The sequence below is a fragment of the Pseudomonas extremorientalis genome, from assembly GCF_001870465.1.
In the GTDB taxonomy this organism is placed as follows: Bacteria; Pseudomonadota; Gammaproteobacteria; order Pseudomonadales; family Pseudomonadaceae; genus Aquipseudomonas; species Aquipseudomonas extremorientalis.
The window spans coordinates 1-23804 of sequence record NZ_MDGK01000058.1 but is presented as its reverse complement, the minus strand read 5'-3'; the positions used below and the strand labels follow the sequence as shown (position 1 = coordinate 23804).

The 23804-nt window shown below is 61.4% G+C and carries 30 protein-coding genes and 1 pseudogene; 15 read left to right on the top strand and 16 right to left on the bottom strand.

The window, feature by feature from the left end; translation table 11 throughout:
- Window positions 1-14: 14 nt before the first annotated feature.
- The 5 genes and pseudogenes from argE to BFN10_RS23700 form a co-directional block, all read right to left on the bottom strand.
- Window positions 15-1157 (bottom strand): acetylornithine deacetylase, encoded by a 1143-nt coding sequence (argE, locus tag BFN10_RS23720; RefSeq protein ID WP_071491723.1) that lies wholly within the window; start codon window positions 1155-1157, stop codon window positions 15-17.
- Window positions 1154-1831: a DUF1028 domain-containing protein gene (locus tag BFN10_RS23715; RefSeq protein ID WP_071491722.1), complete on the bottom strand. Its 678-nt coding sequence runs from the start codon at window positions 1829-1831 to the stop codon at window positions 1154-1156. Before BFN10_RS23715 ends, argE begins: the two co-directional genes overlap by 4 nt.
- 10 nt (window positions 1832-1841) lie before the next feature.
- Window positions 1842-2252, bottom strand: coding sequence for a RidA family protein (locus BFN10_RS23710; RefSeq protein ID WP_016969085.1), 411 nt, complete (start codon window positions 2250-2252; stop codon window positions 1842-1844).
- 24 nt (window positions 2253-2276) lie between these two features.
- Window positions 2277-3609 (bottom strand): annotated as a pseudogene (locus BFN10_RS23705) (flavin-containing monooxygenase).
- Window positions 3610-3706: 97 nt separating this feature from the next.
- Window positions 3707-4312 (bottom strand): LuxR C-terminal-related transcriptional regulator, encoded by a 606-nt coding sequence (locus BFN10_RS23700; RefSeq protein ID WP_071491720.1) that lies wholly within the window; start codon window positions 4310-4312, stop codon window positions 3707-3709.
- Between the two features lie 115 nt (window positions 4313-4427).
- Between BFN10_RS23700 and BFN10_RS23695 the strand changes: the two genes are divergently transcribed.
- Entirely contained in the window at window positions 4428-6041 is a 1614-nt protein-coding gene (locus BFN10_RS23695; RefSeq protein ID WP_071491719.1) for an ATP-binding response regulator, read from the top strand.
- Here BFN10_RS23695 and BFN10_RS23690 read toward each other — a convergent pair.
- Window positions 6031-6366 carry a hypothetical protein gene (locus BFN10_RS23690; protein ID WP_033896666.1) on the bottom strand — a complete coding sequence of 112 codons (336 nt, stop codon included), beginning with the start codon at window positions 6364-6366 and terminating at the stop codon, window positions 6031-6033. The two genes, BFN10_RS23695 and BFN10_RS23690, sit on opposite strands and share 11 nt — an antisense overlap.
- Window positions 6367-6541: 175 nt before the next feature.
- Here BFN10_RS23690 and BFN10_RS23685 point away from each other — a divergent pair, with 175 nt between their 5' ends.
- Window positions 6542-7012, top strand: coding sequence for a GNAT family N-acetyltransferase (locus tag BFN10_RS23685; protein WP_071491718.1), 471 nt, complete (start codon window positions 6542-6544; stop codon window positions 7010-7012).
- A 9-nt stretch (window positions 7013-7021) separates the two neighbouring features.
- Here the strand turns inward: BFN10_RS23685 and BFN10_RS23680 are convergent, their stop codons facing one another.
- Window positions 7022-7510 carry an HIT family protein gene (locus tag BFN10_RS23680; protein WP_071491717.1) on the bottom strand — a complete coding sequence of 163 codons (489 nt, stop codon included), beginning with the start codon at window positions 7508-7510 and terminating at the stop codon, window positions 7022-7024.
- Window positions 7511-7635: 125 nt separating this feature from the next.
- Here BFN10_RS23680 and BFN10_RS23675 point away from each other — a divergent pair, with 125 nt between their 5' ends.
- A complete protein-coding gene (locus BFN10_RS23675; RefSeq protein WP_071491716.1) occupies window positions 7636-7965 on the top strand; it encodes a DHCW motif cupin fold protein in 330 nt (109 codons plus the stop codon).
- 16 nt (window positions 7966-7981) lie between these two features.
- On the opposite strand, the gene BFN10_RS23670 is transcribed toward BFN10_RS23675, so the two are convergent.
- Together BFN10_RS23670 and BFN10_RS23665 are read right to left on the bottom strand one after the other, a co-directional pair.
- Window positions 7982-8464: a copper chaperone PCu(A)C gene (locus BFN10_RS23670; protein WP_071491715.1), complete on the bottom strand. Its 483-nt coding sequence runs from the start codon at window positions 8462-8464 to the stop codon at window positions 7982-7984.
- Entirely contained in the window at window positions 8464-9072 is a 609-nt protein-coding gene (locus BFN10_RS23665; protein WP_025857499.1) for an SCO family protein, read from the bottom strand. The genes BFN10_RS23670 and BFN10_RS23665 overlap by 1 nt, the downstream gene beginning before the upstream one ends.
- Window positions 9073-9236: 164 nt before the next feature.
- On the opposite strand from BFN10_RS23665, the gene BFN10_RS23660 reads away from it, so the two are divergent.
- Both BFN10_RS23660 and BFN10_RS23655 read left to right on the top strand, forming a co-directional pair.
- The gene (locus BFN10_RS23660) at window positions 9237-9620 is read left to right on the top strand and encodes a DUF2946 domain-containing protein (RefSeq protein WP_071491714.1); all 384 of its coding nucleotides are present in this window, start codon (window positions 9237-9239) and stop codon (window positions 9618-9620) included.
- Window positions 9621-9682: 62 nt separating this feature from the next.
- Window positions 9683-10228, top strand: a complete 546-nt coding sequence (locus BFN10_RS23655) for a putative natural product biosynthesis protein (protein WP_071491713.1) — start codon at window positions 9683-9685, stop codon at window positions 10226-10228.
- Window positions 10229-10295: 67 nt separating this feature from the next.
- Here the strand turns inward: BFN10_RS23655 and BFN10_RS23650 are convergent, their stop codons facing one another.
- Window positions 10296-11177 carry a LysR substrate-binding domain-containing protein gene (locus tag BFN10_RS23650; RefSeq protein ID WP_071491712.1) on the bottom strand — a complete coding sequence of 294 codons (882 nt, stop codon included), beginning with the start codon at window positions 11175-11177 and terminating at the stop codon, window positions 10296-10298.
- Between the two features lie 155 nt (window positions 11178-11332).
- Here BFN10_RS23650 and BFN10_RS23645 point away from each other — a divergent pair, with 155 nt between their 5' ends.
- The 4 genes from BFN10_RS23645 (at window position 11333) to BFN10_RS29030 (ending at window position 14915) form a co-directional block, all read left to right on the top strand.
- Window positions 11333-12355, top strand: a complete 1023-nt coding sequence (locus BFN10_RS23645; RefSeq protein ID WP_071491711.1) for a zinc-dependent alcohol dehydrogenase family protein — start codon at window positions 11333-11335, stop codon at window positions 12353-12355.
- Between the two features lie 249 nt (window positions 12356-12604).
- Window positions 12605-13921: an OprD family outer membrane porin gene (locus BFN10_RS23640; RefSeq protein WP_071491710.1), complete on the top strand. Its 1317-nt coding sequence runs from the start codon at window positions 12605-12607 to the stop codon at window positions 13919-13921.
- Between the two features lie 153 nt (window positions 13922-14074).
- Window positions 14075-14722, top strand: a complete 648-nt coding sequence (gene pdxH, locus BFN10_RS23635) for a pyridoxamine 5'-phosphate oxidase (protein WP_071491709.1) — start codon at window positions 14075-14077, stop codon at window positions 14720-14722.
- On the top strand, window positions 14685-14915 hold the full coding sequence (locus tag BFN10_RS29030) for a DUF3079 domain-containing protein (RefSeq protein WP_083351463.1): 231 nt from the start codon (window positions 14685-14687) through the stop codon (window positions 14913-14915). The genes pdxH and BFN10_RS29030 overlap by 38 nt, the downstream gene beginning before the upstream one ends.
- An 8-nt stretch (window positions 14916-14923) precedes the next feature.
- Here BFN10_RS29030 and BFN10_RS23630 read toward each other — a convergent pair whose 3' ends face one another.
- On the bottom strand, window positions 14924-15400 hold the full coding sequence (locus BFN10_RS23630) for a hemerythrin domain-containing protein (RefSeq protein ID WP_071491708.1): 477 nt from the start codon (window positions 15398-15400) through the stop codon (window positions 14924-14926).
- 266 nt (window positions 15401-15666) lie between these two features.
- Between BFN10_RS23630 and BFN10_RS23625 the strand changes: the two genes are divergently transcribed.
- Entirely contained in the window at window positions 15667-15873 is a 207-nt protein-coding gene (locus BFN10_RS23625; RefSeq protein ID WP_071491707.1) for a PLDc N-terminal domain-containing protein, read from the top strand.
- Window positions 15874-15934: 61 nt separating this feature from the next.
- Here the strand turns inward: BFN10_RS23625 and BFN10_RS23620 are convergent, their stop codons facing one another.
- Window positions 15935-16495 (bottom strand): type 1 glutamine amidotransferase domain-containing protein, encoded by a 561-nt coding sequence (locus BFN10_RS23620; protein WP_071491706.1) that lies wholly within the window; start codon window positions 16493-16495, stop codon window positions 15935-15937.
- 194 nt (window positions 16496-16689) lie between these two features.
- Here BFN10_RS23620 and BFN10_RS23615 point away from each other — a divergent pair, with 194 nt between their 5' ends.
- The 3 genes from BFN10_RS23615 to BFN10_RS23605 are packed head-to-tail and all read left to right on the top strand — an operon-like array spanning window position 16690 to window position 18070.
- Window positions 16690-16902 carry a hypothetical protein gene (locus BFN10_RS23615; RefSeq protein WP_071491705.1) on the top strand — a complete coding sequence of 71 codons (213 nt, stop codon included), beginning with the start codon at window positions 16690-16692 and terminating at the stop codon, window positions 16900-16902.
- A gap of 2 nt (window positions 16903-16904) precedes the next feature.
- On the top strand, window positions 16905-17336 hold the full coding sequence (locus BFN10_RS23610; protein ID WP_071491704.1) for a DNA methylase: 432 nt from the start codon (window positions 16905-16907) through the stop codon (window positions 17334-17336).
- The gene (locus BFN10_RS23605; protein WP_071491703.1) at window positions 17333-18070 is read left to right on the top strand and encodes a DUF72 domain-containing protein; all 738 of its coding nucleotides are present in this window, start codon (window positions 17333-17335) and stop codon (window positions 18068-18070) included. Before BFN10_RS23610 ends, BFN10_RS23605 begins: the two co-directional genes overlap by 4 nt.
- On the opposite strand, the gene BFN10_RS23600 is transcribed toward BFN10_RS23605, so the two are convergent.
- Window positions 18035-18820, bottom strand: a complete 786-nt coding sequence (locus BFN10_RS23600) for a DeoR/GlpR family DNA-binding transcription regulator (protein ID WP_071491702.1) — start codon at window positions 18818-18820, stop codon at window positions 18035-18037. The two genes, BFN10_RS23605 and BFN10_RS23600, sit on opposite strands and share 36 nt — an antisense overlap.
- A gap of 121 nt (window positions 18821-18941) precedes the next feature.
- On the opposite strand from BFN10_RS23600, the gene BFN10_RS23595 reads away from it, so the two are divergent.
- Complete coding sequence (locus BFN10_RS23595; RefSeq protein WP_071491701.1) at window positions 18942-20102, top strand: alpha-hydroxy acid oxidase; 1161 nt, start codon at window positions 18942-18944, stop codon at window positions 20100-20102.
- 192 nt (window positions 20103-20294) lie between these two features.
- On the opposite strand, the gene BFN10_RS23590 is transcribed toward BFN10_RS23595, so the two are convergent.
- On the bottom strand, window positions 20295-21221 hold the full coding sequence (locus BFN10_RS23590) for an alpha/beta hydrolase (RefSeq protein ID WP_071491700.1): 927 nt from the start codon (window positions 21219-21221) through the stop codon (window positions 20295-20297).
- Window positions 21222-21466: 245 nt separating this feature from the next.
- Between BFN10_RS23590 and BFN10_RS23585 the strand changes: the two genes are divergently transcribed.
- Window positions 21467-22054 carry an NUDIX domain-containing protein gene (locus BFN10_RS23585; RefSeq protein ID WP_071491699.1) on the top strand — a complete coding sequence of 196 codons (588 nt, stop codon included), beginning with the start codon at window positions 21467-21469 and terminating at the stop codon, window positions 22052-22054.
- Between the two features lie 217 nt (window positions 22055-22271).
- Here BFN10_RS23585 and BFN10_RS23580 read toward each other — a convergent pair whose 3' ends face one another.
- Both BFN10_RS23580 and BFN10_RS23575 read right to left on the bottom strand, forming a co-directional pair.
- Window positions 22272-22670, bottom strand: a complete 399-nt coding sequence (locus tag BFN10_RS23580) for a hypothetical protein (RefSeq protein WP_371322022.1) — start codon at window positions 22668-22670, stop codon at window positions 22272-22274.
- Window positions 22671-22695: 25 nt separating this feature from the next.
- On the bottom strand, window positions 22696-23804 hold a 1109-nt coding region (locus tag BFN10_RS23575), incomplete at its 5' end, for an RHS repeat domain-containing protein (RefSeq protein ID WP_139221120.1).

Sequence of the window (23804 nt, the reverse complement as noted above, 5' to 3'; positions counted from 1 at the left end):
TCAGCTCGGACGTGCTACAGCAATGTTGCCAGCATCCGCTGCAACATCCGATCACAGCCGTCGAGCTGTTCCACACCCACGAACTCATCCGGCTTATGCCCCTGGTCCATGCTGCCGGGCCCGCACACCACCGTGGGAATGCCCACCGCATCAAACAGACCACCCTCGGTGCCAAACGCCACCGTGCCGAATTCCCGTGAACCGGAAAACGCGGCAATCAACTGCGCCGCCTGGCTGCGCTCGTCGGTGACCAACCCGGGATACGCCGATAACTCGGTAAACCGGATCGCACTTTGCGCGCTCACCGCCTGCATGCGTGGCAACACCTGCTGCTCAGCGTAAGCCTTCAACTCGTCCGCCACCTCGGACGGGTCTTGCGACGGCAACGCGCGCACTTCGAAATCAAACCTGCAGTCCGCCGGCACGATGTTGAGGGCCTTGCCGCCACTGATCACCCCGGTCTGCACCGTGCTGAACGGCGGGTCAAACCGTGCGTCCTGGGTATCGCGCAGGCGCTGGCCAATTCGCCCCAACTCACCGATCAACTCGGCGGCATGTTCAATCGCATTCACTCCATACGGCGCATAGGCGGAGTGACACGCCTCGCCATGTACATCGCAACGCATCGCCAACTTGCCCTTGTGCCCGAGCACCGGCTTGAGTTCGGTGGGTTCGCCGATGATGCACAGCATGGGTTTGACCGGGCGTTGCTCCAGCACCGCGAGTAACGAACGCACGCCCAGGCAACCGACTTCTTCGTCATAGGACAGGGCGATGTGCACCGGCACCCGCAGCGGCGCTGCAACCAGTGCCGGCACCAGCGCCAGTACGCAGGCGATATAGCCCTTCATGTCGGCGGTGCCACGGCCAAACAGCTTGCCGTCGCGCTCGGTCAGCTCGAACGGCGGCACGGTCCAGGGTTGGCCGTCCACCGGCACTACATCGGTATGCCCCGACAGCACAATGCCGGGCAACTCCACCGGGCCAACGCTGGCAAACAGGTTGGCCTTGCTGCGTTCCGGGTTGTAGACCAACTCGCAGGCCACTCCGAAGCCCGCCAGGTAGTCCCGCACGAACTCGATCAGTTTCAGGTTGGATTCACGGCTGGTGGTGTCGAACGCAACCAGCGTCTGCAGCAGTTCGCGGCTGGTATTCATCGGTCATCTCCGGCCACGCCGTAACCGGGGGAGCGGTCCGGGGCGAGGGCGCGGTCAATGTAGTCCTGCACCTGCGGACGGTAGGCGTCCCAGAGTGTTTGCAGTGCAAGGATCGGCTGTTCATCGGCCCAATCCACCCGCAGGTTGATGATCGGCCAGGTCAGTTCGCCCACCACCACCAGTGCGGCAGAGTGCACCGGGCCGGCTTCGCCACCGGCGGCAATCGCGGCGTGCATGGCCGCCAGCAGTCGGTCGGCCAATTGGCCTTCGCCCTGCTCGAAAGCGCTGACCATTGCCTCGATCACCGCGCGGTCGGCCAGCATGTTGCCCGCCGCCACGCACTGCTCGCCCGATACCGCGTTGTGCGTGCCGAGGGTTTCACTGCCGCTGAAATGCACGCTGCGTCCCAGGTGATCAATCGCCGTCAGTTGCCGGTACTGGCTGTAGCCGTTGCGAGTCAGCGCTTTGTCGAGGGCGTCGGCAGGGGCCAGGCCTTGCTCCAGCAGGTCCAGCACGTCCGGGCCCAACGCCGGCAAGGTAATGTTCTGGGTCGACACCGCTCCCACTCCGGGCCGCAACCAAGGGCAGCGGGCGCCCACGGCAATGCTCGAGGAGCTGATGGCAATGCCCAGTTGGCCGGTTTCGGCGCACCGACCGACGATTGAAAAGGTCATGTGCGGCTCCTCACTCGGGAATAACGGCGATCACATCGATTTCCATCAGCCACTGTGGCTGGCCGAGGGCCGACACCACCAGCCCGGTGGAGATCGGGAACACGCCCTTGAGCCACTTGCCAACCTCCTGGTACACCGGCTCGCGGTAGCGCGGGTCGATCAGGTAGGTGGTGGTCTTGACGATATGCGACAGGTCGGAACCGGCCTCTTCCAGCAGTTGCTTGACGTTTTTCATCGCTTGCTCGGCCTGGGCGCGTGGGTCGCCAAGGCCGATCAGGTTACCCTCGAAATCGGTACCAACCTGGCCGCGCACATACACGGTATTGCCGGCGCGCACGGCCTGGCACAGGTCGTTGTCCAGGCTCTGGTTGGGGTAGGTTTCTTTAGTGTTGAACATGCGGATTCGGGTGTGAGTGGGCATCAAGAAAACTCCGACAATGACGGCTCAGGCGTTGACAGGGGATGGGCGAGCCAGCGGGGCGGCTTCGCGGTATTCAAGGTATTGACGCTGGATGGCGATGTGGTCGGCGACGTATTTGGCGTCGTGCCACACGCCCCAGATGAACGACGACCCCCGGCGCGACTGCCACGGCAACCCGAGGAAGTAGACTCCGGCCTCGCTGGACACGCCGCGTTGGTGCCGGGGCTTGCCGGCCTCGTCGAAGGCTGCGACTTTCAGCCAGCTGTAGTCCACGGCAAAACCGGTGGCCCAGATGATCGAGGTAACACCGGCCTTGGCCAGGTCCAGTTCCAGAATCGGGTTCTTGATGCAGTCCGCATCTGGGAAGACGCGACGGGCTTCGGGCTCCAGGGGCAAGTCCAGGCCGTTGCGTTCGATGTAGGCATCGGCGGCATCCAGCAGGGCCAGGTAGTTTTCGTCGCCGCGTGCCAGGTTTTCCACCAGGTTCGGCTGGAACGTGGCGACGCTGCCCTTGAACGCCTGGGTCAGGCCCACCAGGGTCATGCCTTGCTGGGCCAGCTCGCGGAAGTCGATGGTCTTGCCGCCGTGCGCGCCGCTGACCGCAATGGTCACGTGCTCGCGGCCGGGCTTCATCGCCGCCTGGTCCCACTCACCCAGCACCCCCAGCCACCAGCAGAAATCGCGGTTGCGATAGGCGCGGGGCGGGCGGTCGTGGGCGCCGACGGAGAGGTACACCTGGCGCCCGGAACGCTGTAATTCATCGGCAATCTGCACGCCGGATGAGCCGGCGCCCACCACCAGCACGGCGCCGGTCGGCAGTTGCGCGGGGTTGCGATACTCGGCGGAGTGGATCTGGTGCAGGGCCGTATCTTTCGGCGCAATCGCCGGGATCACCGGTTTCTGGAATGGTCCGGTCGCGGCCACCACCCGGTTGGCTTCGATCACACCTTCACTGGTGTGCACGGTGAAGCCGGGGCGGCCGACATTGCGTACCACGGACAGCACCTCGACGCCGGTGCGAATCGGCGCGTTGAACTTGCGGGCGTAGGCTTCAAAGTAATCGGCCACGCGTTCCTTCGGTGCAAAGCCGTCCGGGGCGACGGTGTCGAATGCGAGGCCGGGAAAGCGGTCATGCCACGCCGGCCCGTTGGCCACCAGTGAATCCCAGCGCCCGGTGCGCCAGCGCTCGGCGATGCGGCTGCGCTCCAGCACCAGGTGGGGCACGCCTTGCTTGCTCAGATGCTCGCTCATGGCCACGCCAGCCTGGCCGGCGCCCACCACCAGCGTGTCTGTTTTTGTTATTGCTTCAGTCATGTCCTCTGTCCTTGCGTAATGCCGTTGGATTCAGCGTTGGCATGACTTCAAGGCTAGGGGGAGGGCGGTTATTAATAAAATATTATTAAGCTGGGAAGTGAGCATAAATATCGGATGCAGCGGGGCTTACGCACGGCTGGTCACTGGAACTCCCCGGCATACTTCACGGCGGCCGCCGCCCGCGAGGGCACACCCAGCGTACGCAGCAGCGACGACACATGGATACGCACGGTAAACGGCGAGATATCCAGGGCCCTGGCGATTTCCTTGTTGGTCTTGCCCTGGGCGATCAGACGCAGCACGTCTTGCTGGCGGGCGGTGAGGGTATGGGTGTCCAGTGGCAGCAGGCCAGAGGGAGCGAACTTGACCAGTACTTCGCCTTCGCGGATCGCCAGCAGCGCCTGGCCGATCTCTTCGGGGGCAATGTTCTTGCCGATGAACCCGTCCGCGCCCAGGGCCATGACTTGGTCGATCAGTGCCGGGTCGTCCACCATCGATACCACGATCAGCGTGGTGCGCCGCAATTGCTGGCGCAGTTCGACCAGTTGGCTCATGCAGGTCAGGCCGGGAAAGCGCAGGTCGAGGATCAACGTGTCGATCTCGCCGCCGTCGCTGATCAGCGCGAGCACACCGTCGAGGTCGCCGGCTTCCTGCACCAGGGCGTCCGGCAGCAGGCGCTGCACGGTGCGCAGCATGCCTTCGCGGAACATCGGGTGGTCATCGGCGATGATGATACGGCCGGTCATGGGGTGCTCCTCCCTGGGGCAAGGTTGTGCCGTTGCATGCTACCTTACCACCGCGCCCAAGGCCTGCCTGCGGTGCGTGAAGGAATTGATGACTGCCGCACAAGGACGTAAACCCATGAGTCTTGAGACTAACTCCGAACTCGACCAGGCCAACCTGCGCATCGTGGTCGCCAGCATTGCAATCGTCTACATCGGCGCATTGGGCTTCCTGCCGGGACAGTCGGTGGACACCTACCTGCCGGTGATCCTGTATATCTTCCTGTTCCTGCTGGCCTCCATTGCCTTGCGCCAAGTCATCGTGCGCTGGCCGGGGCATTACCCGGCGCGGCGCATCTTCGGCATGATCCACGACTACACTGGCACCTCGTTCGGCATGGTGGTGGGCGGTGAAGCGGCGTTGCCGTTGTATGCGGTGATGGTATGGGTCAACCTGGGCAACGGCATGCGCTACGGCTCGCGCTACCTGGCGATCGCCACGGCGCTGGCCTTGCTGGCGCTGCTGATTGTGTATCGGCTGACGCCGGTGTGGCAGGCGCAACCCTTCATGGTGCTGATGTTGATGATCACCAGCACGGTGATCCCGGTGTACGCGCATATCCTGCTGGAGCGCACGCGCAAGGCCTCCGAGCAGGCCATTGCCGCCAACCTGGAAAAATCCCGTTTCCTTGCCCAGGCCAGCCATGACCTGCGTCAACCCATCCATTCCATCGGCCTGTTCACCGCTTGCCTGCGCGAAGCCCGGCTGGGTGATGAAGAGCGGCGCCTGGTCGACAACATCGACCGTTCGCTGCTCAACGTATCGCAATTGTTCCGCTCGATTCTCGATCTCTACACGCTCGACAACGGCCGCGTGTTGCCCAAGTACCAGGCGGTGCACCTGGGCGAGTTCCTTGCCGACCTGGTGCGCCAGAACGCCGAAGCCGCGCGTTGGGCCGGGGTGGAGCTGCGCCTGCGGCCCTGCACGCATTGGGTGCTGGTCGACCCTGCGCTGCTGGCGACCATGGTGCAGAACGTGCTGTCCAACTGCTTCAAATACGGCGCGCAACGGCCTGTGCTGATCGGCGTGCGCGTTCGCGACGGCGGCTTGGCGGTGGAGATTCATGACCGGGGCCGGGGGATTGCCGAGGAGCATCTATCAAAGGTCTTCGAGGAGTTTTATCGAGTGCGCCACCTGCGTGACAAGGACGTCGAAGGCGTCGGCCTTGGACTGTCCATCGTCAAGCGCCTGGGGCAGTTGATGGGAGTGCAGGTAGGCCTGCGCTCACGGGTGGGCCATGGTACTTCTGTAAGCCTGTATGGCTTGACCCTGGCCTCTGCGCCACGTGCCACGGCACCGCGCGACGACACGCGCCAGGCCGGGTTGCTGACCGGGTTGAAGGTGTGCCTGGTAGAAGATGACCACAACGTGCTGCTCGCCACCCAGGCCCTGCTGGAGCGCTGGGGTTGCGAGGTGCAGGCGGAGTCTTCGGGGCGTGCTCTGGTCAGTGACTGCGACATCATCGTCGCCGACTACGACCTGGGCAACCACGCTACGGGTATCGAATGCATCGATGCCCTGCGCGAGCAACGCGGCTGGGCCGTTCCTGCGCTGATCCTTACCGGGCATGACGTGGAGAGAATCCAGGCCGCCTTGCACGACCGCCGGATCGCCATTCTCTCCAAGCCGGTGCGTCCCGCCGAACTGCGCGGGACCTTGCGCGACCTGAGCCAGCAGACGGTTACTGGGTGAAGCCCTGCAGTGGGTTGCCGCGTGCACCTTTGGGTTGGCAGTAGGCCGCAGGCTTCATCATGCCAAAGCTGGCCACGGCGAACATGCCGCCGCTGGCACCGCTGGGCACCGAGCAGTTGTACTCGCCGGAGGCGGCACTGGCGACGTAGTAGGTGGTCATCGAGTCGCTGCGCACATTGGAAATACGCTTGACCGGTTCGCCCAGGTTGGTCTCCGACAGCGTCTTGAGGTGATCTTCGGTAGGTTTGATGTTGCTGCAGCCGGCGACGCCGATGATCAGGGCGCCCAACAGGGTGAGGCGGGTAACGGAGGATTGCAGTTTCATGGTGCTTCTTCCTTGGGGTTGTTATGGTTTTTCCAGCGCACAACGCGCCCACGCGCAAGAAATGCACGGTGCCGGAGGAGCGCTGGAAGTGCCGGGGAATATAGCGCCGCAGGGGGGAGGGGTCGATTAGCACAAGTGTGCTAATGGCACGATGATTTCATGGAGGGAGCGTGAAATGCTGGAGATAAAACGGGCTACCCCAGAACACGCCCAGGTGGCGTTCGACATCCGCTTGCAGGCCATTCGCGGCCAATGCATCGGCGCTTACACGCGCGAGCAAATGCTGCTGTGGACGCGGGGCAAGGCCGAGGATGGTTACAGCGCGCTGATGGATAAACCGTTTTACCTGGGGTGGCTGAACGGTAGGGCGGTCGTCACTGGAATGCTTGATCTGGACAACAATGAAGTCGGCGCGCTGTTCGTATTGCCCGAGTGCACCGGGCGCGGATATGGCAAGGCGATGCTCGATCACCTTGAGACGGTTGCGCGGGAGATGGCGGTTAAGACCGTGGTGCTGGATGCGACGTTGAATGCGGCGAGCTTTTACCGGGCGTGTGGCTATGCGGGGGATGAACAGGCGGTTTATTACTCGCCGTCGGGCCTGACGTTGGCGTGTATCCCGATGACAAAACAACTGATCCCCTGACACCACTCGTCATTGACGCGCAAACGCTACGCGCAGCCTCTCAATGACTTGATGCACCGTGTCTCCCTGGACCTGCGGTGGCGTGAGGCGTTCTCCAAACTCACGCCATACAAACAGCGTCAACTCAGCCCCATCGGTCGATGTCTGCGCCAGTTCCTGTGTTCCAAAACCTTGCAGCACCCGATAACGCTCATCACGCCAAAACGCCGCCTCTACCCAGTCATACACGGGGATGAAATGAAAGTGCAGCGGGAAGCCCGGCATGTGCCCATACCGGCTGATGTACAGCCATTTCGGCTCCAGCTGCGCCTCCATTACCCGCTGGACCTTCGCGAGCAACCCGCCCAACTCGGCCAGCGCCGGTTCCGGCATGTCAGCCAGGGAGTGGATCGGCGCCTTGGCCCCCAGCATCAGGTAGCCGGGCAACGCAGATGCCAGATGATGGTTGAGCCGCCAGTGTTCGGTTTCGTGAAGGATGTAGGCAGGGTCGATCTGCATAAGCGTGTCCGTGAGCTCTGTGCGGGCAGGATACCCGTATCTCATAAAACGGGTCGATCTGTGTCTACCGTCCACCGTGTCTTGTGAATAGCCTCAAGACACATCAATCAACGCGAGAGCTCGCCATGGATCTCACTGCTGTTCCTTTTGGCACCACCGACTGGTCCACGATCGAACCGGTGATTCACCCAGGTATCACTGGCAATGCCCTGTGGCGCACCTGCCATTTCGGCACAACACGTGTGCGCATGGTCGAATACACGCCTGGCTACCTGGCGGACCATTGGTGCTGGCGGGGGCATGTGCTGTTATGCCTGGAAGGCGAGTTGCACACAGAACTGGAAGACGGCCGTCAGTTTACGCTGACGGCCGGGATGAGTTACCAGGTGGGCACTGACATGGAAGGGCATCGATCTTCGACGAGTGCCGGGGCAAGGCTATTTATCGTGGATTGAGGCGGGTGCGGACGTCTCAGTGCATCTTGCCATGGTCCATCTTGCTATGGTCCATCCCATCCAGGCCACGCACCGGCGCCTTCACTTCAATCGCCTGCTTTTCGCCCTTGGCGTTCTGCACCGTCAGGGTCAGCGGCACCTGGTCGCCTTCCTTGATCTGGCCGGTCAGGCCCATCAGCATCACGTGATAACCATCAGGGTCGAGGGTCACGGCCTTGCCGGCCGGCAGGGCTACCGAGTCCACCGGGCCCATGCGCATCACGTCGTCCTTCATGCTCATTTCATGGATCTGCACGTCCTTGGCCACCGGCGAGGCCACGCTCAGCAACTTGCTGTCGCTGTCGGCGGTGACGGTCATGAACGCGCCGCTGGACGGCTGGCCCGGCACAGTGGCGCGTACCCAGGCGTCGGTGACTTGCACCTGGGCGCTGGCGTGCGCGGCGAGGCCCAGCAGGGTCATGCCGATAAGGGTGCGCTTGAGGTGTTGAACGGCAGTCATTAGCAGACCTCCATGACGGTGAGCAGGTCTTCTGCGCACTCTTTAGCGGTAAGGGATGCCTGCAGGCCCAGGCGCAGGTTGCCACGGGTGTCGAACACGAAACTGGTAGCGGTGTGGGACAGGGTGTAGGTGTCGCCGGCGGGGATCTTTTCATAGAAGATCCCGAACTCCTTGGCGGCCACGGCGATTTCTTCCGGGGTGCCGTACAGCGCTTCGAAACTGGGGTCGAAGGCCTTGACGTACTTGTCGAGAATCTCGGGCGTGTCGCGTTCCGGGTCCAGGGTGATGAACACCACCTGCATGATTTCGCCGTCGCGGCCCATCAGCTTCTTGGCCTGGGCGGCGCGCGCCAGGGTGGTCGGGCACACCGCCGGGCACTGGGTGAAACCGAAGAACACCACCGGCATCAGGCCACGGAACGAGCTCAGGGTGACGGTTTCGCCGTCGGTGTTCTTGAGCTTGAAGGTGCGGCCCATGATCTTGTCGCTCAGGTCCTTGCCGTACTTGAAGTTCAGCCTGGGGCTGTAGTCACAGCCGCCCAGCAGGCTGCCCAGGCCCAACAGGCCCATACCGGTCAGCACCTTGCGGCGGGTGAATAACGTACTCATCAACTGTGCATCCTGTGAAGCGCCTGCATTGCTCTGGATCAATACGTCAGGCTTTGAGGGCGCCCAGTCTACCAACCCTGGGAAGCGCACGTAATCTGCGACGTTCTGCCACAGGGGCATGTCGCGCTTCATCCTTTTGCGGCGCGGGTGGTAGAGTCGCCGCCATGAAATCGAGCCACCCCGACCGTTCGCTGATCGCCTGGGCCCTGTACTTCTGCGTGCTGATGAACCTGTTCGTCTGCGGTTTGGGGCATGGGCAGATGACGGGGCAGGCGCTCAATGGCATCGGTGGAGCGTTCTGTTCGGTGAGCGGCAACCAGGCGCCACTTTCCGACAAAGGGTTAGGCAGCCCATCTTCCAGCAACATCTCGAACTACTTTGCCTGCCCGGTCTGCAACGCATTGACCGTTGCCCTGGTGTTCCTGGTCGGCCTGGCCTGGCTATTGGGCCTGGGACACCCCCCGCGCCCGACCCATGAGCGGCGCAACAAGGCGCCGCCGCGTTACTCCTGGCCCTCGGCCAACCCCCGCGCTTCCCCTGCATTCTGACGTTTGCCTTGGGCCTCCTGAAACCAGGAGGCATTCCATCGTCATGACTGTGAGTGCGTTTCATGAACCACCTGTTGCCCACAGGCGCCAACCGCCTGGTCAGCAAGGCGTCTCGCCGCCTGCACGCGGAGCCGGCGCCGCCTGAATACCCCAGCAATTCCCGCAGTTTCGTGCACCTGGATGCTCGCCTGCTGCCGTATTGGCACACCTTGTTCGACATCTGCCCGGCGCTGCTCAAGCTGGACCCGCCCGAGGGCCTGAACCTGTTTCGCAGCTTTATGACCTGGGCCTATCGCCACCGGCCACCGCAGGATTGGACCTACCACGTGAACGTCTGCCGCTGGCTGCTGGGCTCGGTGTATCGGGCGCAGATCGATGACGAACCCATCGAGGCATTCATGGCGGCCGCTGCCGCATGTTGGGTGCAGACGGATAAAAGCCAGGCCAGGGGTGTGGTGCTGGCCTGGCAGGGCGCAACGCTGTTCGATTGGAAGGGTTCGCCGTGCGCGATGGTTGAACGCCAGGCATTGCCCCCTGCGCAAACGGACTTCGCCTGGTGCCCGTTGGACAGCCGGGGTGAATTCAGCCGATGGTTGCCGGTGCCCTGAGGTGTTGGCGGATCCACGTGACAACGTCCGTCATCCTCAGGCGCGGCAGCACTTCGACAGTACTTGATCAGGGAAACAGGCGTTCCTTGAGAAAGTCGATAAACACCCGCAACTTGGGCGACGGGTGCCGGCTCGACGGCCACATCATGCGAAAGCTGCCATGCTCGGCGCAGTCAGGCAGCACCTGCAGCAATTGCCCGCTGTCGAGGGCCTCGCGAATGGCGAAGTCCGGCAGGTAGGCGATACCAATGCCGTGCAGTGCAAAACATACCCGGGCTTCGAGGTTGTTGCAGATCATCGCCGCCGGCAGGTGCTGGTCGAGTTCGATGCCCTGGGTGTGCAACGGCCAACGCTGCAACTTGCCGGTATTCGGGAAGCGGAACAGGATGCAACTGTGCTGGGCCAGGTCGCTGGAGCGCTGCGGTGTGCCGTGACGCTCGAGGTAGGCGGGGGCCGCCACGACGATCATCCGATAATCCCCCACCAGCCGTGAACTCAAGCGCGAGTCCGGCGCCTCGCCGCTGCGCAACACCGCGTCGTAGCCTTCCTCAACCACATCCACGCGGCGGTCGGTGAAGCTCAGGTCCAGCTCGACGTCGGGGTAGGCCTGCTTGAAGTCGGCCAGCACCGGCAAAAACGGATGGCCCACCAACGGCAGGCTGACCTTGAGGCGACCACGGGGCGCCTGGCTGACCTGGGACAACTCCGCCTCGGCTTCCTCGATTTCCCGCAGGATGCGCCGGCTGCGCTGCAAAAACAGCTCGCCCTCGGCAGTCAGCGTCACGCTGCGCGTACTGCGGTGGAACAGCCGCACACCCAGGCGCTCCTCCAGGCGCGCAACGCTCTTGCCGACCGCCGACGCCGTCACCCCCAACACCCGCCCGGCGGCGACAAAGCTGTGAGTGTGTGCGACCTGCACAAAGGCATTCAGGGTCGTGAGGTTGTCCATCTGATGCACCGATTGCCGACGGGAATTGCCCGATACCCTAGCGCAATTGCCAGCATTGCGGAATGAAAGCTCCGCAGACCCAGGAATCGCCCCCTACTTAATCCCGTGGAGCGAGGTTCTTATCCTTGCGCAAAACCCTTACGAGAGACCTGAACATGACCGACTTGATGCAACGCTGGGAAATCCCGACCTTTGGCCTGCATACCCTGCGCCTGGCCCGTGTGCCGCGACCGGTGGCCAAGGCCGGGGAGGTGCTGGTGCGCGTCGCGGCGGTGTCGCTCAACTACCGTGACGCCGAGGTAGCGGAAAACGGCATGGGCGCCAGCCTGCAATTCCCTTTCACCCCGGCGTCCGACATGGCGGGCACGGTGATCGCCGTGGGGGAGGGTGTGAGCCGGTTCAAGGTGGGCGACAAGGTACTGTCGAGTTTCTTCGCCGGCTGGGTCGACGGCAGGCCGTTGTCCTGGGCCGACGCGCCACCGCAAGGCGGCCCGATCCCCGGCATGCTTGCCGAGTACGTGGCCACCCCTGCCGAATGGTGCGTGCTCGCGCCGCGCTCGTTGAACGCCACCCAGGCCAGCACTTTGCCGGTGGCGGCATTGACGGCCTGGATGGCGCTGATCGAACTCGGCCACTTGCACGCCGGCCAGACCGTGGTGGTGCAGGGCACCGGCGGCGTCTCGCTGTTTGCCGTGCAATTGGCGGCGGCCCATGGTGCCCGTGTGATCATCACCAGCAGCAGCGATGAAAAAATCGCCCGTGCCGTCGAACTGGGCGCCACCCATGGCATCCACCGTGGCCGGGTGCCGGACTGGCACCACGCCGTGCTGGAACTGACCGGCGGACGCGGCGCCGAGCACGTGCTGGAAATGGCCGGTGGCGACAACCTGGCGCGCTCACTGCAAGCGGTGAGCAACGGTGGGCGTGTCTCAGTGATCGGCCTGCTGGAGAGCGACCAGTTGAGCGCGCCGCTGATGAGCCTGCTGGCCAAGCGCGCCGCCATCGTCGGTGTAGCGGTGGGGCCACGGCGTGCCCTTGAAGACCTGGTTCGCATGGTGGAGCGACAAAGCCTCGAACCGGTGATCGACCACACCTACCGCTTTGCCGAAGCGCCCCGGGCCTTCGCCCATTTGCAGCGCGGCGCCTTCGGTAAAGTCGTGATCGAGGTCGGCCCGTGATCTACATCATCCTGGGGGTATTCGGGCTCGTACCACGGCCGTGCCTGCACTGCACCTCACTGCTGGACACGCGCTCGCCGCTCGGTGGATTGTTACGCAAACTGAAAAAGTGAATCGTGCAGTTCGTGGCTTTTTCCCCAGGGATCAAGCCTATACCGTGCGCGCTCCCGTCGAGTGCCGCTCTACAGGCCTGCGACAAGAACAGGCCGGGGCTGCGACGGATCGCCTCACTTACTGCTCGGAGCCTTCATGAACCACAAGACTTGCCTGGCGCTCGCCGTCTCCATCGGCGCTGCGCAGCAGGCGGCTGCGTCGGGTTTTATCGATGACAGCAAAGCCAGCCTCGACCTGCGCAACTTCTACTACAACCAGGACACCCGCAACGCCAAGGCCGCCTCGGACAAGGAATGGGGCCAGGCCTTTATGTTCAACTACCAGTCCGGTTTCACCGAAGGCACGGTCGGCCTGGGCCTGGACCTGCAAGAGTGGTACGGCCTGCGCCTGGACGCCTCCGGCCGGGCCGGCAAGTCCGGTGCCGATAACACCCCCGGCAGCGTCTTCCCGCTGGACGATGGCAAGGCCGCCCATGACTTCAGCAAGACCGGCGTCACCGGCAAACTGCGCATTGCCCAGACCCAACTCAAGGCCGGCAGCCTGACGCCCAGGCTGCCGGTGCTGACCACCGAAGACGGGCGCCTGTTGCCCCAGACTTTCCGCGGCTATCAGGTGGAGTCCAGGGACTTCAAGGACATCAACCTGATCGCGGGCAAGATCGAGCAGGTCGTGGACCGCAATTCCAGCAACGGCCAAGGCCTGTCGATTGCCGGCGCCAATGACCCGGTCAAGGGCAAGTCCAGTCACCAGTTCTACTACGGCGGCGTGGATTACACCGTCAGCAAGCAACTGCAGATGCAGTACTACTACGCCAGCCTGGAGAACTTCTACCAACAGCACTTCCTGGGCCTGGTGCACAACTGGCAACTGCCGGTGGGGCAGCTCAAGAGCGACCTGCGGTATTTCTACAGCACCGCCGACGGTAAGAACGGCAGTGCTTCGGGCCGTGGCGAAGGTTATGTCGGCTCGGGCTACTACGCGCCCGGCGTCAACACAGGCAAGGTCGACAACCGCTTGTGGAGCGCACTGTTCACCTATGGCTTGAGCGGGCATTCGCTGAGCCTGGGCTACCAGAAAACCACCGGGCAAAGTGACTTCCCGCACATCAACCAGGGGCAGGGCCGTTCGCTTTACCTGATCACCAACTCCCAGTCGCTCAAGTTTGTGAATGCCGGCGAACAGGCCATGGTGGGCAGTTATGCCTATGACTTTGCCAGCCTGGGCGTACCGGGGTTGCGCTCCAGTGTGACTTACATTCACGGCAGCCATATCCGCACCGCCGGCAGCGACAACAGCGAATGGGAGCGCGACCTGCGCCTGGACTACGTGATCCCCACCGGCGCCTTGAAAGGGCTGGGCTTTACCTGGCGCAGTGCGGTATTGCGCGGCAATGACACGGCGGACAAGGACGAGACGCGGCTGATTGTCAGCTACAGCATCCCGTTGCTGTAGCGGGTTTGACCGGCATCAAGGCGCGCAAGATCATCGTCAAGTCGTTGTGGTAAGCGGCATGCGGCGTCATGCCGCGGGCGATTGTTGATCGTGGTCAAGGGACAGCGGTGCGCCAGTTCCCACACTGTGGCGAACTTTCTGGAGGACCGCGCCATGCCCCTGTCCCTTGCGCAATTGCGCCGCAACTACACCCTCTACGGCCTTCGCGATGACTGCCCGCAGGCCGACCCGCTGGAGCTGTTCGGCCAGTGGCTGGACCAGGCCCGCAAGACCGAAGTGCCGCCCGCCGAGGCCAACAGCATGGCCCTGGCCACGGTGGACGGCCAGGCGCATGCCCACTGCCGCATCCTGCTGCTCAAGGGCTTCAGCACCGACGGGTTTTTCTTTTTTGGTAATTACCAGAGCGCCAAGGGCCATGAACTGGCGGACAACCCTCATGCCGCCATGACGTTCTTCTGGCCGGGCCTGGAGCGCCAGGTGCGTATCGAAGGCTCGGTGGTGAAGGCCGATGCCGAGCTGTCGGACGACTACTTCGATGCCCGCCCGGCCGCCAGCCAGTTGGGCAGCTGGGCCTCGCCCCAGAGCCAGCCCCTGGCCCATCGCAGCGAGTTGGAAGGGCGCCTGCGCGAGGTCATCGAGCGTTTTGCCGGGCGCCAGCCGCCCCGGCCCGAGCACTGGGGCGGCTACTGCCTGCAACCCCGGCGCATCGAGTTCTGGCAAGGCCGGCCAGACCGCTTGCACGACCGCCTCGACTACCGCCTGCATGACGCAGGGTGGCAGCGCACGCGCTTGGCCCCCTGATCGCATCTGCTGGGGGTGTGACCGCTATTGCGGCGCCTCTGACCTGGCCTGGGGCAACGGTGCCGACCGCACCATGCATCCGGCCGAAATGCTCGGTGATGACTGTTACGGACAGGGCGATTGGGGATTGGCGCCCGAACCTTCGCCAGCACCCGGCACCGAAGCCCCGCTACCACCCGTGAGGCCTCGGTGAAACATGCTTCAGGCTGCCAGGGTCTTGGTCGTCTGCTGCTTTTTATGCGCTGTTTTCATCGCTTCCATCTCGGCGCCCAGTTCTTCAAGTTGTGCTTTCCCGAGTAATTTTCTCGCTTGGGGAAACATCTCGCTTTCCTCCTCTTCGATATGGTGTTCCAACAGCTCCTTGACCACTTTGACGCGGCCGGAAAACTCTGTTGTCGAAGGTTCGGTCTGCTTCAGGTCGGGCAGTACCAGGGCGTCGACGGTACGGTGCTCTTCCTTGGCCTCGTGGTACATGATGTCTTGTTCCTTGCCCCCGGCTTTTCTGAACGCCGGGTACAGGATTTCTTCTTCCAGCTTGGTGTGCAGGCTGATTTCCGCTTCCAGCTTGGCCAGCAGTTCAGTGCGTTTCTTGACCCCGCGTTCGGTGGATTCACTCAGTTGAGTCAACAGGGCTTTGACGCGTTCGTGGTCGGCTTTGAGCAGGTCAATCGCATTCATGGGTGACACCTCACGGGAAACTCAGGGCGTGTCGAAATGCACGCCTCGTCCAGTGCAGGAGTGCATCAGGTGTACCAACCTGAGCTTTTTGAAATACCTCTACAAATTCAATGGCCTACAGCGAGTGCGTGACGGTGCCGTTCGTGCAGGTTGCATGGTTGGCCCTGTGGCGCATTGCATTCCACCACGGCGCAAGGTTCGCGCAAATTTAAATGAACCCTCACGGCCGATGCTTGACCTAACTCATACGACCTAGGAGGTGAAGCATGGAAATTCAATATATCTGGATTGGGCTGGCGGTGATTCTGTTGCTGCTGGAGTTGTGGGCGATCAATATCGTTTTGCGCAGCACGGGGGGCTGGGAGTCCAAAGGATTATGGCTGGTGGTGCTGATTTTTGTGCCGCTGTTGGGGCTGATCGCCTGGGCAATGTTCGGGCCGAAACGGGAGATGCCGGAGCATCGTAAAAGCTGAGGCATCAGCCCATAAAAAACAGGCGCCTCGACGGCGCCTGTTTTCGTTCAGAACTCGGGCATCAGCTTGCCACAGCCCTTGCAATTGCCTCATTGAATGCCGGCAGATCGTCCGGCGTACGCGAAGTAATCAGGGTCCAGCCGTTGGCCTTGCATTCCTTGACCTCGGCATCGACCCAGCCGGCGGCACCGGCGTTTTCCAGGTCAATACGCACGCTCTTGTAGGAGGTCAGGGTCTTGCCCTTGATCACGCCTGCGTCAATCAGTGCCCAGGGTCCGTGACAAATCGCCGCTACGGTTTTACCCGCCTGCACGAATTCGTTGATCAGCTTCAGTGCGGCTGCATCCTGGCGAAGCGTGTCCGCATTGACGGTGCCGCCGGGAATGACCAGTGCATCGAAATCAGCACCGGAGAGCTCGGACAGTTTTGCAGCGGATTCCACCGTCTGGTCTTTCTCGGTGTCGCCGACGAAGGTCTGTGTGGTGCCGCCCTTGCTGGAGGCGTGGGTCACCGTCGCGCCATGCCCGCGCAGTGCTTCCAGCGGTTTGAGCAGTTCATCGCGCTCAATGCCGGTATTGGAGGTGATAACCAGAATATTCTTGCCGTTTAGGTGTGAACTCATGATCGAGTGTCTCCAGTTGGGGAATGGGATTCTGAGAGAGTTGATCCAGCGCGGGCGACAAAGGTTTAAATTAATTTGCGCTTATTTTCCGGGCGGTTGGCGCGGGCAATTTCCTTGAACTATCCACATCGGCAGGCCTCTGCTGCTTAAGCGCCCGTCATTTTCACGGGCCTTCAATTGACTGGAGACTCACCATGAATGCCGATAAAACCCCAGCGCCCATCAGCTCTGAAGAAGCCCAGCGGGGCACCGAAAAGGCTGACAAGGGCCAGACTCTGGAACGCCCGAATCCCAAGACCGAAACCGTCGATAAAGTAGTGACGCCCACCGAGATCAAAGACATCGAGCGTCAGACCGATGCCATCAATGAACAGGCCGCCAAGGCCGAGCGCAAACTGGGCCACTGAACATGGCCCGCGCCATCAGCGCGTCGGAGTTGGGCATTGAACTCAAGCCCGGCGACGACCACAGTCTGTTCAAGTGGTTTATCGCCAGCTTCCTGATGGGCAAGCGTATCCAGGCACCGATTGCCGCGCAGGCCTATAAGGTGATTGTCGAGGAAGAAGGCCGTGACACTGCGCGCAAGCTGCAGCACTGCACATCGCGTGAATTGGTGGCCATGCTGGGACGCGCGCATTACGTGCGCTATGACGAAACCACCGCGCAACGCTTGCTCGACCTCAGCGCCAGGTTGAACGCCGAATACGCCGGCAAGATCACCCATATGCGCAGTGTCAGCGAAAGCCGTGAGGCCTTCGAAAAACGCCTCGGGGAATTCGACGGGGTGGGCCCTAAGACCATCGAGATTTTCATGCGCGATGCTGCCAAGGTGCTGTTTTGACTGCAGCTCCCTATGTGGGCTGTGCTGGCTGGAGTTTGCCGCGTGAATACTGGCCGAGGTTTACTGGTGAAGGCACGCATTTGCAGCGCTACGCTTCGCGCTTCAATGCGGTGGAAATCAACAGCTCCTTCTATCGTCCGCACCTGGCGAAGACGTATGCACGCTGGGCGGACTCGGCGCCCTCAGGCTTCCGTTTCTCGGTCAAAGTGCCTAAGCGCCTCACTCATGAGCTGCGCCTGCAAGGCTGTGAGGCTGCACTGGATGAGTTTCTTGGGCAATGCCTGCAACTGGGCGAAAAGCTGGGTTGCCTGTTGGTGCAATTACCGCCTTCGTTGCATTACGAACCGCTCGTTGCCAGCGCATTCTTCACGGCGTTGCGCCGACGTTTCACGGGCCACGTAGTGCTTGAGCCACGTCATGGGAGTTGGCTTGCGGCTGAGGAGATGTTGCGCCACCTGCAGGTCGGGCGAGTGGCGGCCGACCCGCCGCTTATTGCGTCGGGAGACACACCGGCCGGTTGGCAGGGCGTGCGTTATTGGCGCCTGCACGGGACGCCGCGCATTTATCATAGCGCCTATGGACCTGAACGGGTCCAGGCCTATGCCCGTTTGGTCAGCGCGTCCATGGAGGATGGCGTGCCCACCTGGTGCATCTTCGACAACACGGCCAGCGGCCTGGCAACCTCCGATGCGCTGTGCCTACTCGACCTCTACCCGCAGCACTTCCACACCTAGCTGTTCATACGCTTGCACATTCGGCACGTGCCATTCGGTAATCAACGTGTGTATGCGGCTGCACGGTGCCACCACAAACGGCTCCACGGCGCCGATCTTGTCGGCCATGGTCACCGCCACCACATGGGACGCACTGTCGAGCAAGGCTTGCTTGACCGCGACCTCGTCAAAATGCAGCGAACTGATACCGACTTGCGGATGCAGTGCGCACACGCCGGTAAACAGCAGGTCGGCCTTGATGCTCTGGATCAACCGCACGGTTTCATGGCCGCCGGTGGACAGCGTCGCCGGGTTGAGTTGGCCGCCGGTGAGGATCACTTTTACATCGGGATGGTCGGCCAGGGCGATGGCGATCATCGGCGAGGTGGTGACCACCGTCAGGCGGATCGAGTGCGGCAAGGACTGGGCGATCTGCAGGGTGGTGGAGCCGGAATCGAACAGCACGATCTGGCCATCCTCGACCCGTTCGGCGGCCAGGCGGGCGAGGTGGCGCTTGGCGTCGTTGGTTTCGCCCACTCGGGTGAAAAAATCCTTGCCGGTGTCTTTGGGGCGGGGCAGGGCGCCGCCGTGCACGCGTTGCAGCAGGCCGGCAGCGGCGAGCTCGCCCAGGTCGCGGCGGATAGTGTCCTGGGACACGGCGAAGTGCTCCACCAGCTCCGAGGCGGTGACTTTGCCGTCGCGTTCCAGCAGCAACAAAATCTTCTGTTTGCGCAAAGAAGGCAGGTCGATGGCTTGATGTGTGTTGTGCATGGTTTTGCGTCTTTTTGCGGGTTTGTGCGAGATTAGTCGTCTCATTCCGTAAACGCAATGGCTGGTTGTGCGGGCGATGGGCGGTTACTCTCAGCATTCAGTCCAGGGAGAGGTGACCTAGATGTCGTTGATCACAACCATCGAAGATTTACGCAAGCTCGCGCAAAAACGTGTGCCACGGATGTTCTACGACTATGCCGATTCCGGCTCCTGGACTGAGAGCACCTACCGCGCCAACGAAAGCGACTTTGCCCGCATCAAGTTCCGCCAGCGGGTGGCGCGCAATATCGACGAGCGCTCGATCCGCGCCAGCATGATCGGCCAGGACATGGCCATGCCCGTCGCGCTGGCGCCGACCGGTTTGGCCGGCATGCAGCATGCCGATGGCGAGATTCTCACCGCCCGCGCTGCCGCTGCCTTTGGGCTGCGCTACACCTTGTCGACCATGAGCATCTGTTCGCTGGAAGACATCGCCGAGCACGTCGGCCAGCCGTTCTGGTTCCAGTTGTACGTGATGCGCGACCGCGCCTTTATCGAGCAATTGATCGAGCGCGCCAAGGCCGCCGGCGTGGATGCATTGGTGCTGACCCTCGACTTGCAGATCCTCGGGCAACGCCACAAAGACTTGATCAATGGCCTGTCCGCGCCGCCCAAACTGACCCTGCCGAATATCCTCGACATGGCCACCAAGCCACGTTGGGTGATGGGCATGCTTGGCACTAAACGGCGCGGCTTCGGCAATATCGTCGGGCATGTGAAAGGCGTGGCCGACATGAGTTCGCTGTCGTCCTGGACCGCCCAGCAGTTCGACTCGCGCCTGAGTTGGGACGATGTGGAGTGGATCAAGCAGTGCTGGGGCGGCAAGTTGATCATTAAGGGCATTCTTGATGTGGAGGATGCACGCTTGGCCGCAAATGCCGGTGCCGATGCGCTGGTGGTGAGCAACCACGGAGGACGGCAATTGGATGGCGCGCCGTCGAGCATCAGCCAGTTGCCTGCGATTGTGGCGGCGGTGGGGGAGCGCATCGAGGTGTGGCTCGACGGCGGCATTCGCTCCGGCCAGGACGTGCTCAAGGCGGTGGCGTTGGGTGCCAAAGGCACGATGATCGGCCGGCCGCATTTGTATGGCCTGGGGGCGATGGGCGAGGCGGGTGTGACCAAGGCGCTCGAGATCATTGCCCGCGAGTTGGACGTGACGATGGCGCTGTGTGGGTATAACGATATACGCGATGTGAATCGCGAAATTTTGTTGCCGGGGACATTCCCGGAAAACGTTTACTGAGCAAAAAAAGCGTAAAAAAATAAAAAGAGTTGTCCACGAAAACCGTGGGTATCTCTGTGGATAACTTTGCGAAGCCCCGGCAGGGTTGGCGATTTAAGCCAAGATCAATATTTGATCAACTTCGGATTCGGCCCAGCATGGCCTGGGTTTGCGCTTGACAGGCAAGCACGAACCCAGTGCCGAAAAACATTTTTACGAGTCGCCGTTGCGGCCTGTGGAGTGGGTGACAACCTGCGTCGGCATCTTCGCTTGCATCAGTTTGTCCAGCGCCTGGCCATAACTGCGACCGGCCAGGCTCATGCTGTTGTTGTGGCTGGCACCGGGCACCAGTAACAGCCGCTTGGGCTCCCGGGCGGCTTCAAACAACTGCTGGCTGAAACGCGGTGGTACATAGCGGTCGTCAAGGCCATGCACCACCAGCAGCGGCATATGGATGTCGGCGATTTTGTCGATGGAATCGAACTTCTGCGACAGCAACCAACGCACCGGCAGTGAGGTATTCGCCACGGCGGTGGCTACATCCGCCAGCGACGTAAAGGTGGATTCGATGACGAGGCCACGTACCGGCAACGGTGTCTGTTTGCCTAATTCGGCAGCCAGGTCGATGGCTACCGCGCCCCCCAGCGAGTGCCCGTAGATCAGGCGTTTCTGTGGGTCGGGTTGCAGCACCTGGAAGCGTTCCCAGGCGATGCGTGCGTCTTCGTACACGGTAGTTTCCGACGGCAGCTCGCCGTGGCTCTGGCCGAAGCCGCGATAGTCGATGGCCAGCACCGAATAACCCAGGGCGTGCAGTTGCTCGATGCGAAACAGCTGCCCGGTGAGGTTCCAGCGCACGCCGTGCAGGTAGAGGATCGAGGGAGCATCTTTCTTGTCCGCCGGGTACCACCAGCCATGGATGTTCTGCCCCGATTTGAAGCTGGCCGGCTTGAGTTCGAATTCCTGCACCGCCTTGGGCAAGCCGCTGTACCAACTGGCGGTGCCTGGCTCGATGCGAAACACCAGTTCGCGTTCCTTGTGTTGCAGCACGGCGCAGCCCACCGGCAGGCCGACGATCAGCAGCGCCATGCACAGCAGGGGAAACCAGCGCAGGCTCAGGCGCGAGAAAAAACGTGAGGACATGAAGGTTCCAGGTAAAAGGTCAAGCAGGGGTTTTACCAGATGGCTTGCCCAGGCAGGTATTAATTCGACGGCCGCCCACGGGTGTTTCTTACAAAGTGTTACTGCATTGAACAATACGTGCAGAGATTGTTAGGGTGGGTGATCGTCACCGGCGACGCATGTGGGTTACATCCTGCGCGCCAGCAATGATCCATTTGCCTGGGATCGCATGAAACAAACACTCGCCCTTTCTTGAGAGTACGACCATGGACACCAGCCCCGTTCGCATCACCGCCGAAGAGACCCTTTCGAAGAACTGGTACCTGCTGAAAAAGTACAGCTTCGACCTGCGCCGCCGCGACGGCAGCTGGCAAACCCAGACCCGCGAGGTGTACGACCGCGGCAACGGCGCGACCATCCTGCTGTACAACCGCGCCCAGCGCACGGTGTTGCTGATTCGCCAGTTCCGCATGCCGACGTTCGTCAATGACTACCATGGTTACCTGATCGAAGCGGCGGCCGGGTTGCTGGATAACGCCAGTCCAGAAGAGCGCATCCGCCTGGAGGCCGAGGAAGAGACCGGCTATCGCGTTGGCCATGTCGAGAAAATCTACGCAGCGTTCATGAGCCCGGGGTCGGTGACCGAGCGGATTCACTTTTTCATGGGGGAGTACCAGCCGGGTGATCGGGTTGGGACTGGCGGTGGCTTGGAAGAGGAGGGCGAAGATATCGAAGTGCTGGAGCTGGGCTTTGAGGAGGCTTTGGCAAGGGTGCAAAACGGCGAGATTGTGGATGGCAAGACCATCATGTTGTTGCAGCATTTGGAGTTGCGGATGCTTAAAGAGGGTTGGTGAACTCCCTTTGTTTGGGTGATCCCGCTTGTTGTGGTTCGCAGCCTTCCTGTGGTGAGCAGGCTTGCCCTGCGTTGGGCTGCGCAGCAGCCCCAAAAACAGGCAATGCCGATTTACCTGAAAACACCCATCGTCTGGATTGGGGCCGCTTTGCGGCCCAACGCAGGGCAAGCCTGCTCGCCACAGAGGGGCGGTGTTGCCTTGGAGGGCGGTGTTTGGGTTACCAGGTCGACTGGTCTTCGAGGCTGGCTTTTTGGAGGTCATCTCGCCAAACCTCATTGGCTAGTCGATAGATGTCGGCGAAAAAGCCCCGCGGATCGGCGATTTCTGTTTCGTCCCAGGCCATCGTTATGTATTCGTCGTAGTCGCTTTTGAATTCTTTTGAGAAGTCAAAGTCGTGGTTGTCCAGTGCATCCCTGAGAGCTGACATCAATACGAAACGATGTCTGTATGATAGGTACATAAGGTCTTTGAGGATAAAAGAAACTATGATCTCTTCCCTGTCTTTCTGATTGTTAGGATCATGTTTCCGTAGTTCTTTTCCAGCTGTTTCCTCAAGATCGTATATGGATAAGGCTCCTAGTATATGAGATATATTAGGGCTGTATGGAGTGTTCATAAATGGGCATTTCAGCATCGTCTGTTCACTTCGGGAATGCGGTGAATGGTCGAGTTGGATTGTTTCTATCAAATCTGACTTCCACTCTATCCATGTTCTCAATGTATCTAGGGTTGTTTACGTCCCTGGGGTTAGGTTTGTAGCCTCGTCCGGCTCCAGGTAGCTCGACCACAACCACGGGGTTGCCGCTTCTATCAAAAGCTGTGGGAGATGGCGAATTGTCCTGCATCCTGCCCAAAGCCTTATTTATAGCGTGGAGCTGCATTCTCCAGGATTTAAATTGGGAGCTGGAGTTGACCGCTCCTCTCTCCCCAGTCGTAGGATGTGTTCCATCAATAGATCGTTGCTTTAACGCGCTGTCTGGTATCTCTGGACCATGCTTTTCAACCGTATGCATATCGTACTCCTGCTCCCAGCCCAGCACTTTCCGTTTTGCATTGGCCTCTGCCAGTTTATCTATTCTCGCCTGTCGGTCAGTCCGTGTGAGTTGAGGAAGAGTGGGTGTGCCTTCATCAACGCTAGGCATCGGAATGGCAGGAGGAGCATTAGGTTTGCATCTGTCACCCGGACACGTGCTTAAGCCTAACGGATCAACCCACCCCGTAGGACTAGGTACGTACTGGTACGCATTGATCCCACCCGCCAGCTTTACCGGATCCGGCGTCAAGTACCGACCAACATCCGGATTGTAGTAGCGATTGCGGTTGTAGTGCAGTCCGCTTTCCCGATCGAAATACTGACCCTGGAAGCGCAGCGGGTTGTCGACTTTTCCGATGTCGAGGCGGGTGATTTCCCCGTAGGCGCGGTAATGCGCGGACCAGACGATTTCGCCGTCTTGGGCAGTGAGTTCCTGCGGGGTGCCGAGGTGGTCTAGTTGGTAGTGGTAGGCCTGGGTGTCCTTCGGGCCGAAGCCTTCCAGCAAGGCCAGCGGACGGAAGCTGTCCGGTTCATAGAGATAGCTGCGGTGCCGATTGGCGTGGTGTTCGGCGATGAGGTTGTCGCCTTGCCAGAAGAACTCGGTAGTGATGCCGTCGACGGTTTTACTGATACGCCGCCCAAACGGGTCGTAGCGGTAACTGGCGGTCTGGCCGTTGGGCGTTTTAATACCGATCAGGCGGTGCTGGCAGTCGTAGC

Excerpts from the sequence above, each read along its gene's own strand:
- pdxH (WP_071491709.1), top strand. The coding sequence starts at position 14,075 with ATGCCCCTGTCCCTTGCGCAATTGCGCCGCAACTACACCCTCTACGGC.
- BFN10_RS23650 (WP_071491712.1), bottom strand. The coding sequence starts at position 11,177 with ATGGACAACCTCACGACCCTGAATGCCTTTGTGCAGGTCGCACACACT.
- BFN10_RS23700 (WP_071491720.1), bottom strand. The coding sequence starts at position 4,312 with ATGACCGGCCGTATCATCATCGCCGATGACCACCCGATGTTCCGCGAA.
- BFN10_RS23680 (WP_071491717.1), bottom strand. The coding sequence starts at position 7,510 with ATGCAGATCGACCCTGCCTACATCCTTCACGAAACCGAACACTGGCGG.
- BFN10_RS23655 (WP_071491713.1), top strand. The coding sequence starts at position 9,683 with ATGAACCACCTGTTGCCCACAGGCGCCAACCGCCTGGTCAGCAAGGCG.
- argE (WP_071491723.1), bottom strand. The coding sequence starts at position 1,157 with ATGAATACCAGCCGCGAACTGCTGCAGACGCTGGTTGCGTTCGACACC.
- BFN10_RS23600 (WP_071491702.1), bottom strand. The coding sequence starts at position 18,820 with ATGCACAACACACATCAAGCCATCGACCTGCCTTCTTTGCGCAAACAG.
- BFN10_RS23695 (WP_071491719.1), top strand. The coding sequence starts at position 4,428 with ATGAGTCTTGAGACTAACTCCGAACTCGACCAGGCCAACCTGCGCATC.
- BFN10_RS23625 (WP_071491707.1), top strand. The coding sequence starts at position 15,667 with ATGGAAATTCAATATATCTGGATTGGGCTGGCGGTGATTCTGTTGCTG.
- BFN10_RS23670 (WP_071491715.1), bottom strand. The coding sequence starts at position 8,464 with ATGACTGCCGTTCAACACCTCAAGCGCACCCTTATCGGCATGACCCTG.
- BFN10_RS23675 (WP_071491716.1), top strand. The coding sequence starts at position 7,636 with ATGGATCTCACTGCTGTTCCTTTTGGCACCACCGACTGGTCCACGATC.
- BFN10_RS23585 (WP_071491699.1), top strand. The coding sequence starts at position 21,467 with ATGGACACCAGCCCCGTTCGCATCACCGCCGAAGAGACCCTTTCGAAG.
- BFN10_RS23640 (WP_071491710.1), top strand. The coding sequence starts at position 12,605 with ATGAACCACAAGACTTGCCTGGCGCTCGCCGTCTCCATCGGCGCTGCG.
- BFN10_RS23595 (WP_071491701.1), top strand. The coding sequence starts at position 18,942 with ATGTCGTTGATCACAACCATCGAAGATTTACGCAAGCTCGCGCAAAAA.
- BFN10_RS23590 (WP_071491700.1), bottom strand. The coding sequence starts at position 21,221 with ATGTCCTCACGTTTTTTCTCGCGCCTGAGCCTGCGCTGGTTTCCCCTG.
- BFN10_RS23685 (WP_071491718.1), top strand. The coding sequence starts at position 6,542 with ATGCTGGAGATAAAACGGGCTACCCCAGAACACGCCCAGGTGGCGTTC.
- BFN10_RS23665 (WP_025857499.1), bottom strand. The coding sequence starts at position 9,072 with ATGAGTACGTTATTCACCCGCCGCAAGGTGCTGACCGGTATGGGCCTG.
- BFN10_RS23580 (WP_371322022.1), bottom strand. The coding sequence starts at position 22,670 with ATGAACACTCCATACAGCCCTAATATATCTCATATACTAGGAGCCTTA.
- BFN10_RS23645 (WP_071491711.1), top strand. The coding sequence starts at position 11,333 with ATGACCGACTTGATGCAACGCTGGGAAATCCCGACCTTTGGCCTGCAT.
- BFN10_RS23615 (WP_071491705.1), top strand. The coding sequence starts at position 16,690 with ATGAATGCCGATAAAACCCCAGCGCCCATCAGCTCTGAAGAAGCCCAG.
- BFN10_RS23690 (WP_033896666.1), bottom strand. The coding sequence starts at position 6,366 with ATGAAACTGCAATCCTCCGTTACCCGCCTCACCCTGTTGGGCGCCCTG.
- BFN10_RS23715 (WP_071491722.1), bottom strand. The coding sequence starts at position 1,831 with ATGACCTTTTCAATCGTCGGTCGGTGCGCCGAAACCGGCCAACTGGGC.
- BFN10_RS29030 (WP_083351463.1), top strand. The coding sequence starts at position 14,685 with ATGACGCAGGGTGGCAGCGCACGCGCTTGGCCCCCTGATCGCATCTGC.
- BFN10_RS23710 (WP_016969085.1), bottom strand. The coding sequence starts at position 2,252 with ATGCCCACTCACACCCGAATCCGCATGTTCAACACTAAAGAAACCTAC.
- BFN10_RS23620 (WP_071491706.1), bottom strand. The coding sequence starts at position 16,495 with ATGAGTTCACACCTAAACGGCAAGAATATTCTGGTTATCACCTCCAAT.
- BFN10_RS23660 (WP_071491714.1), top strand. The coding sequence starts at position 9,237 with ATGAAATCGAGCCACCCCGACCGTTCGCTGATCGCCTGGGCCCTGTAC.
- BFN10_RS23610 (WP_071491704.1), top strand. The coding sequence starts at position 16,905 with ATGGCCCGCGCCATCAGCGCGTCGGAGTTGGGCATTGAACTCAAGCCC.
- BFN10_RS23630 (WP_071491708.1), bottom strand. The coding sequence starts at position 15,400 with ATGAATGCGATTGACCTGCTCAAAGCCGACCACGAACGCGTCAAAGCC.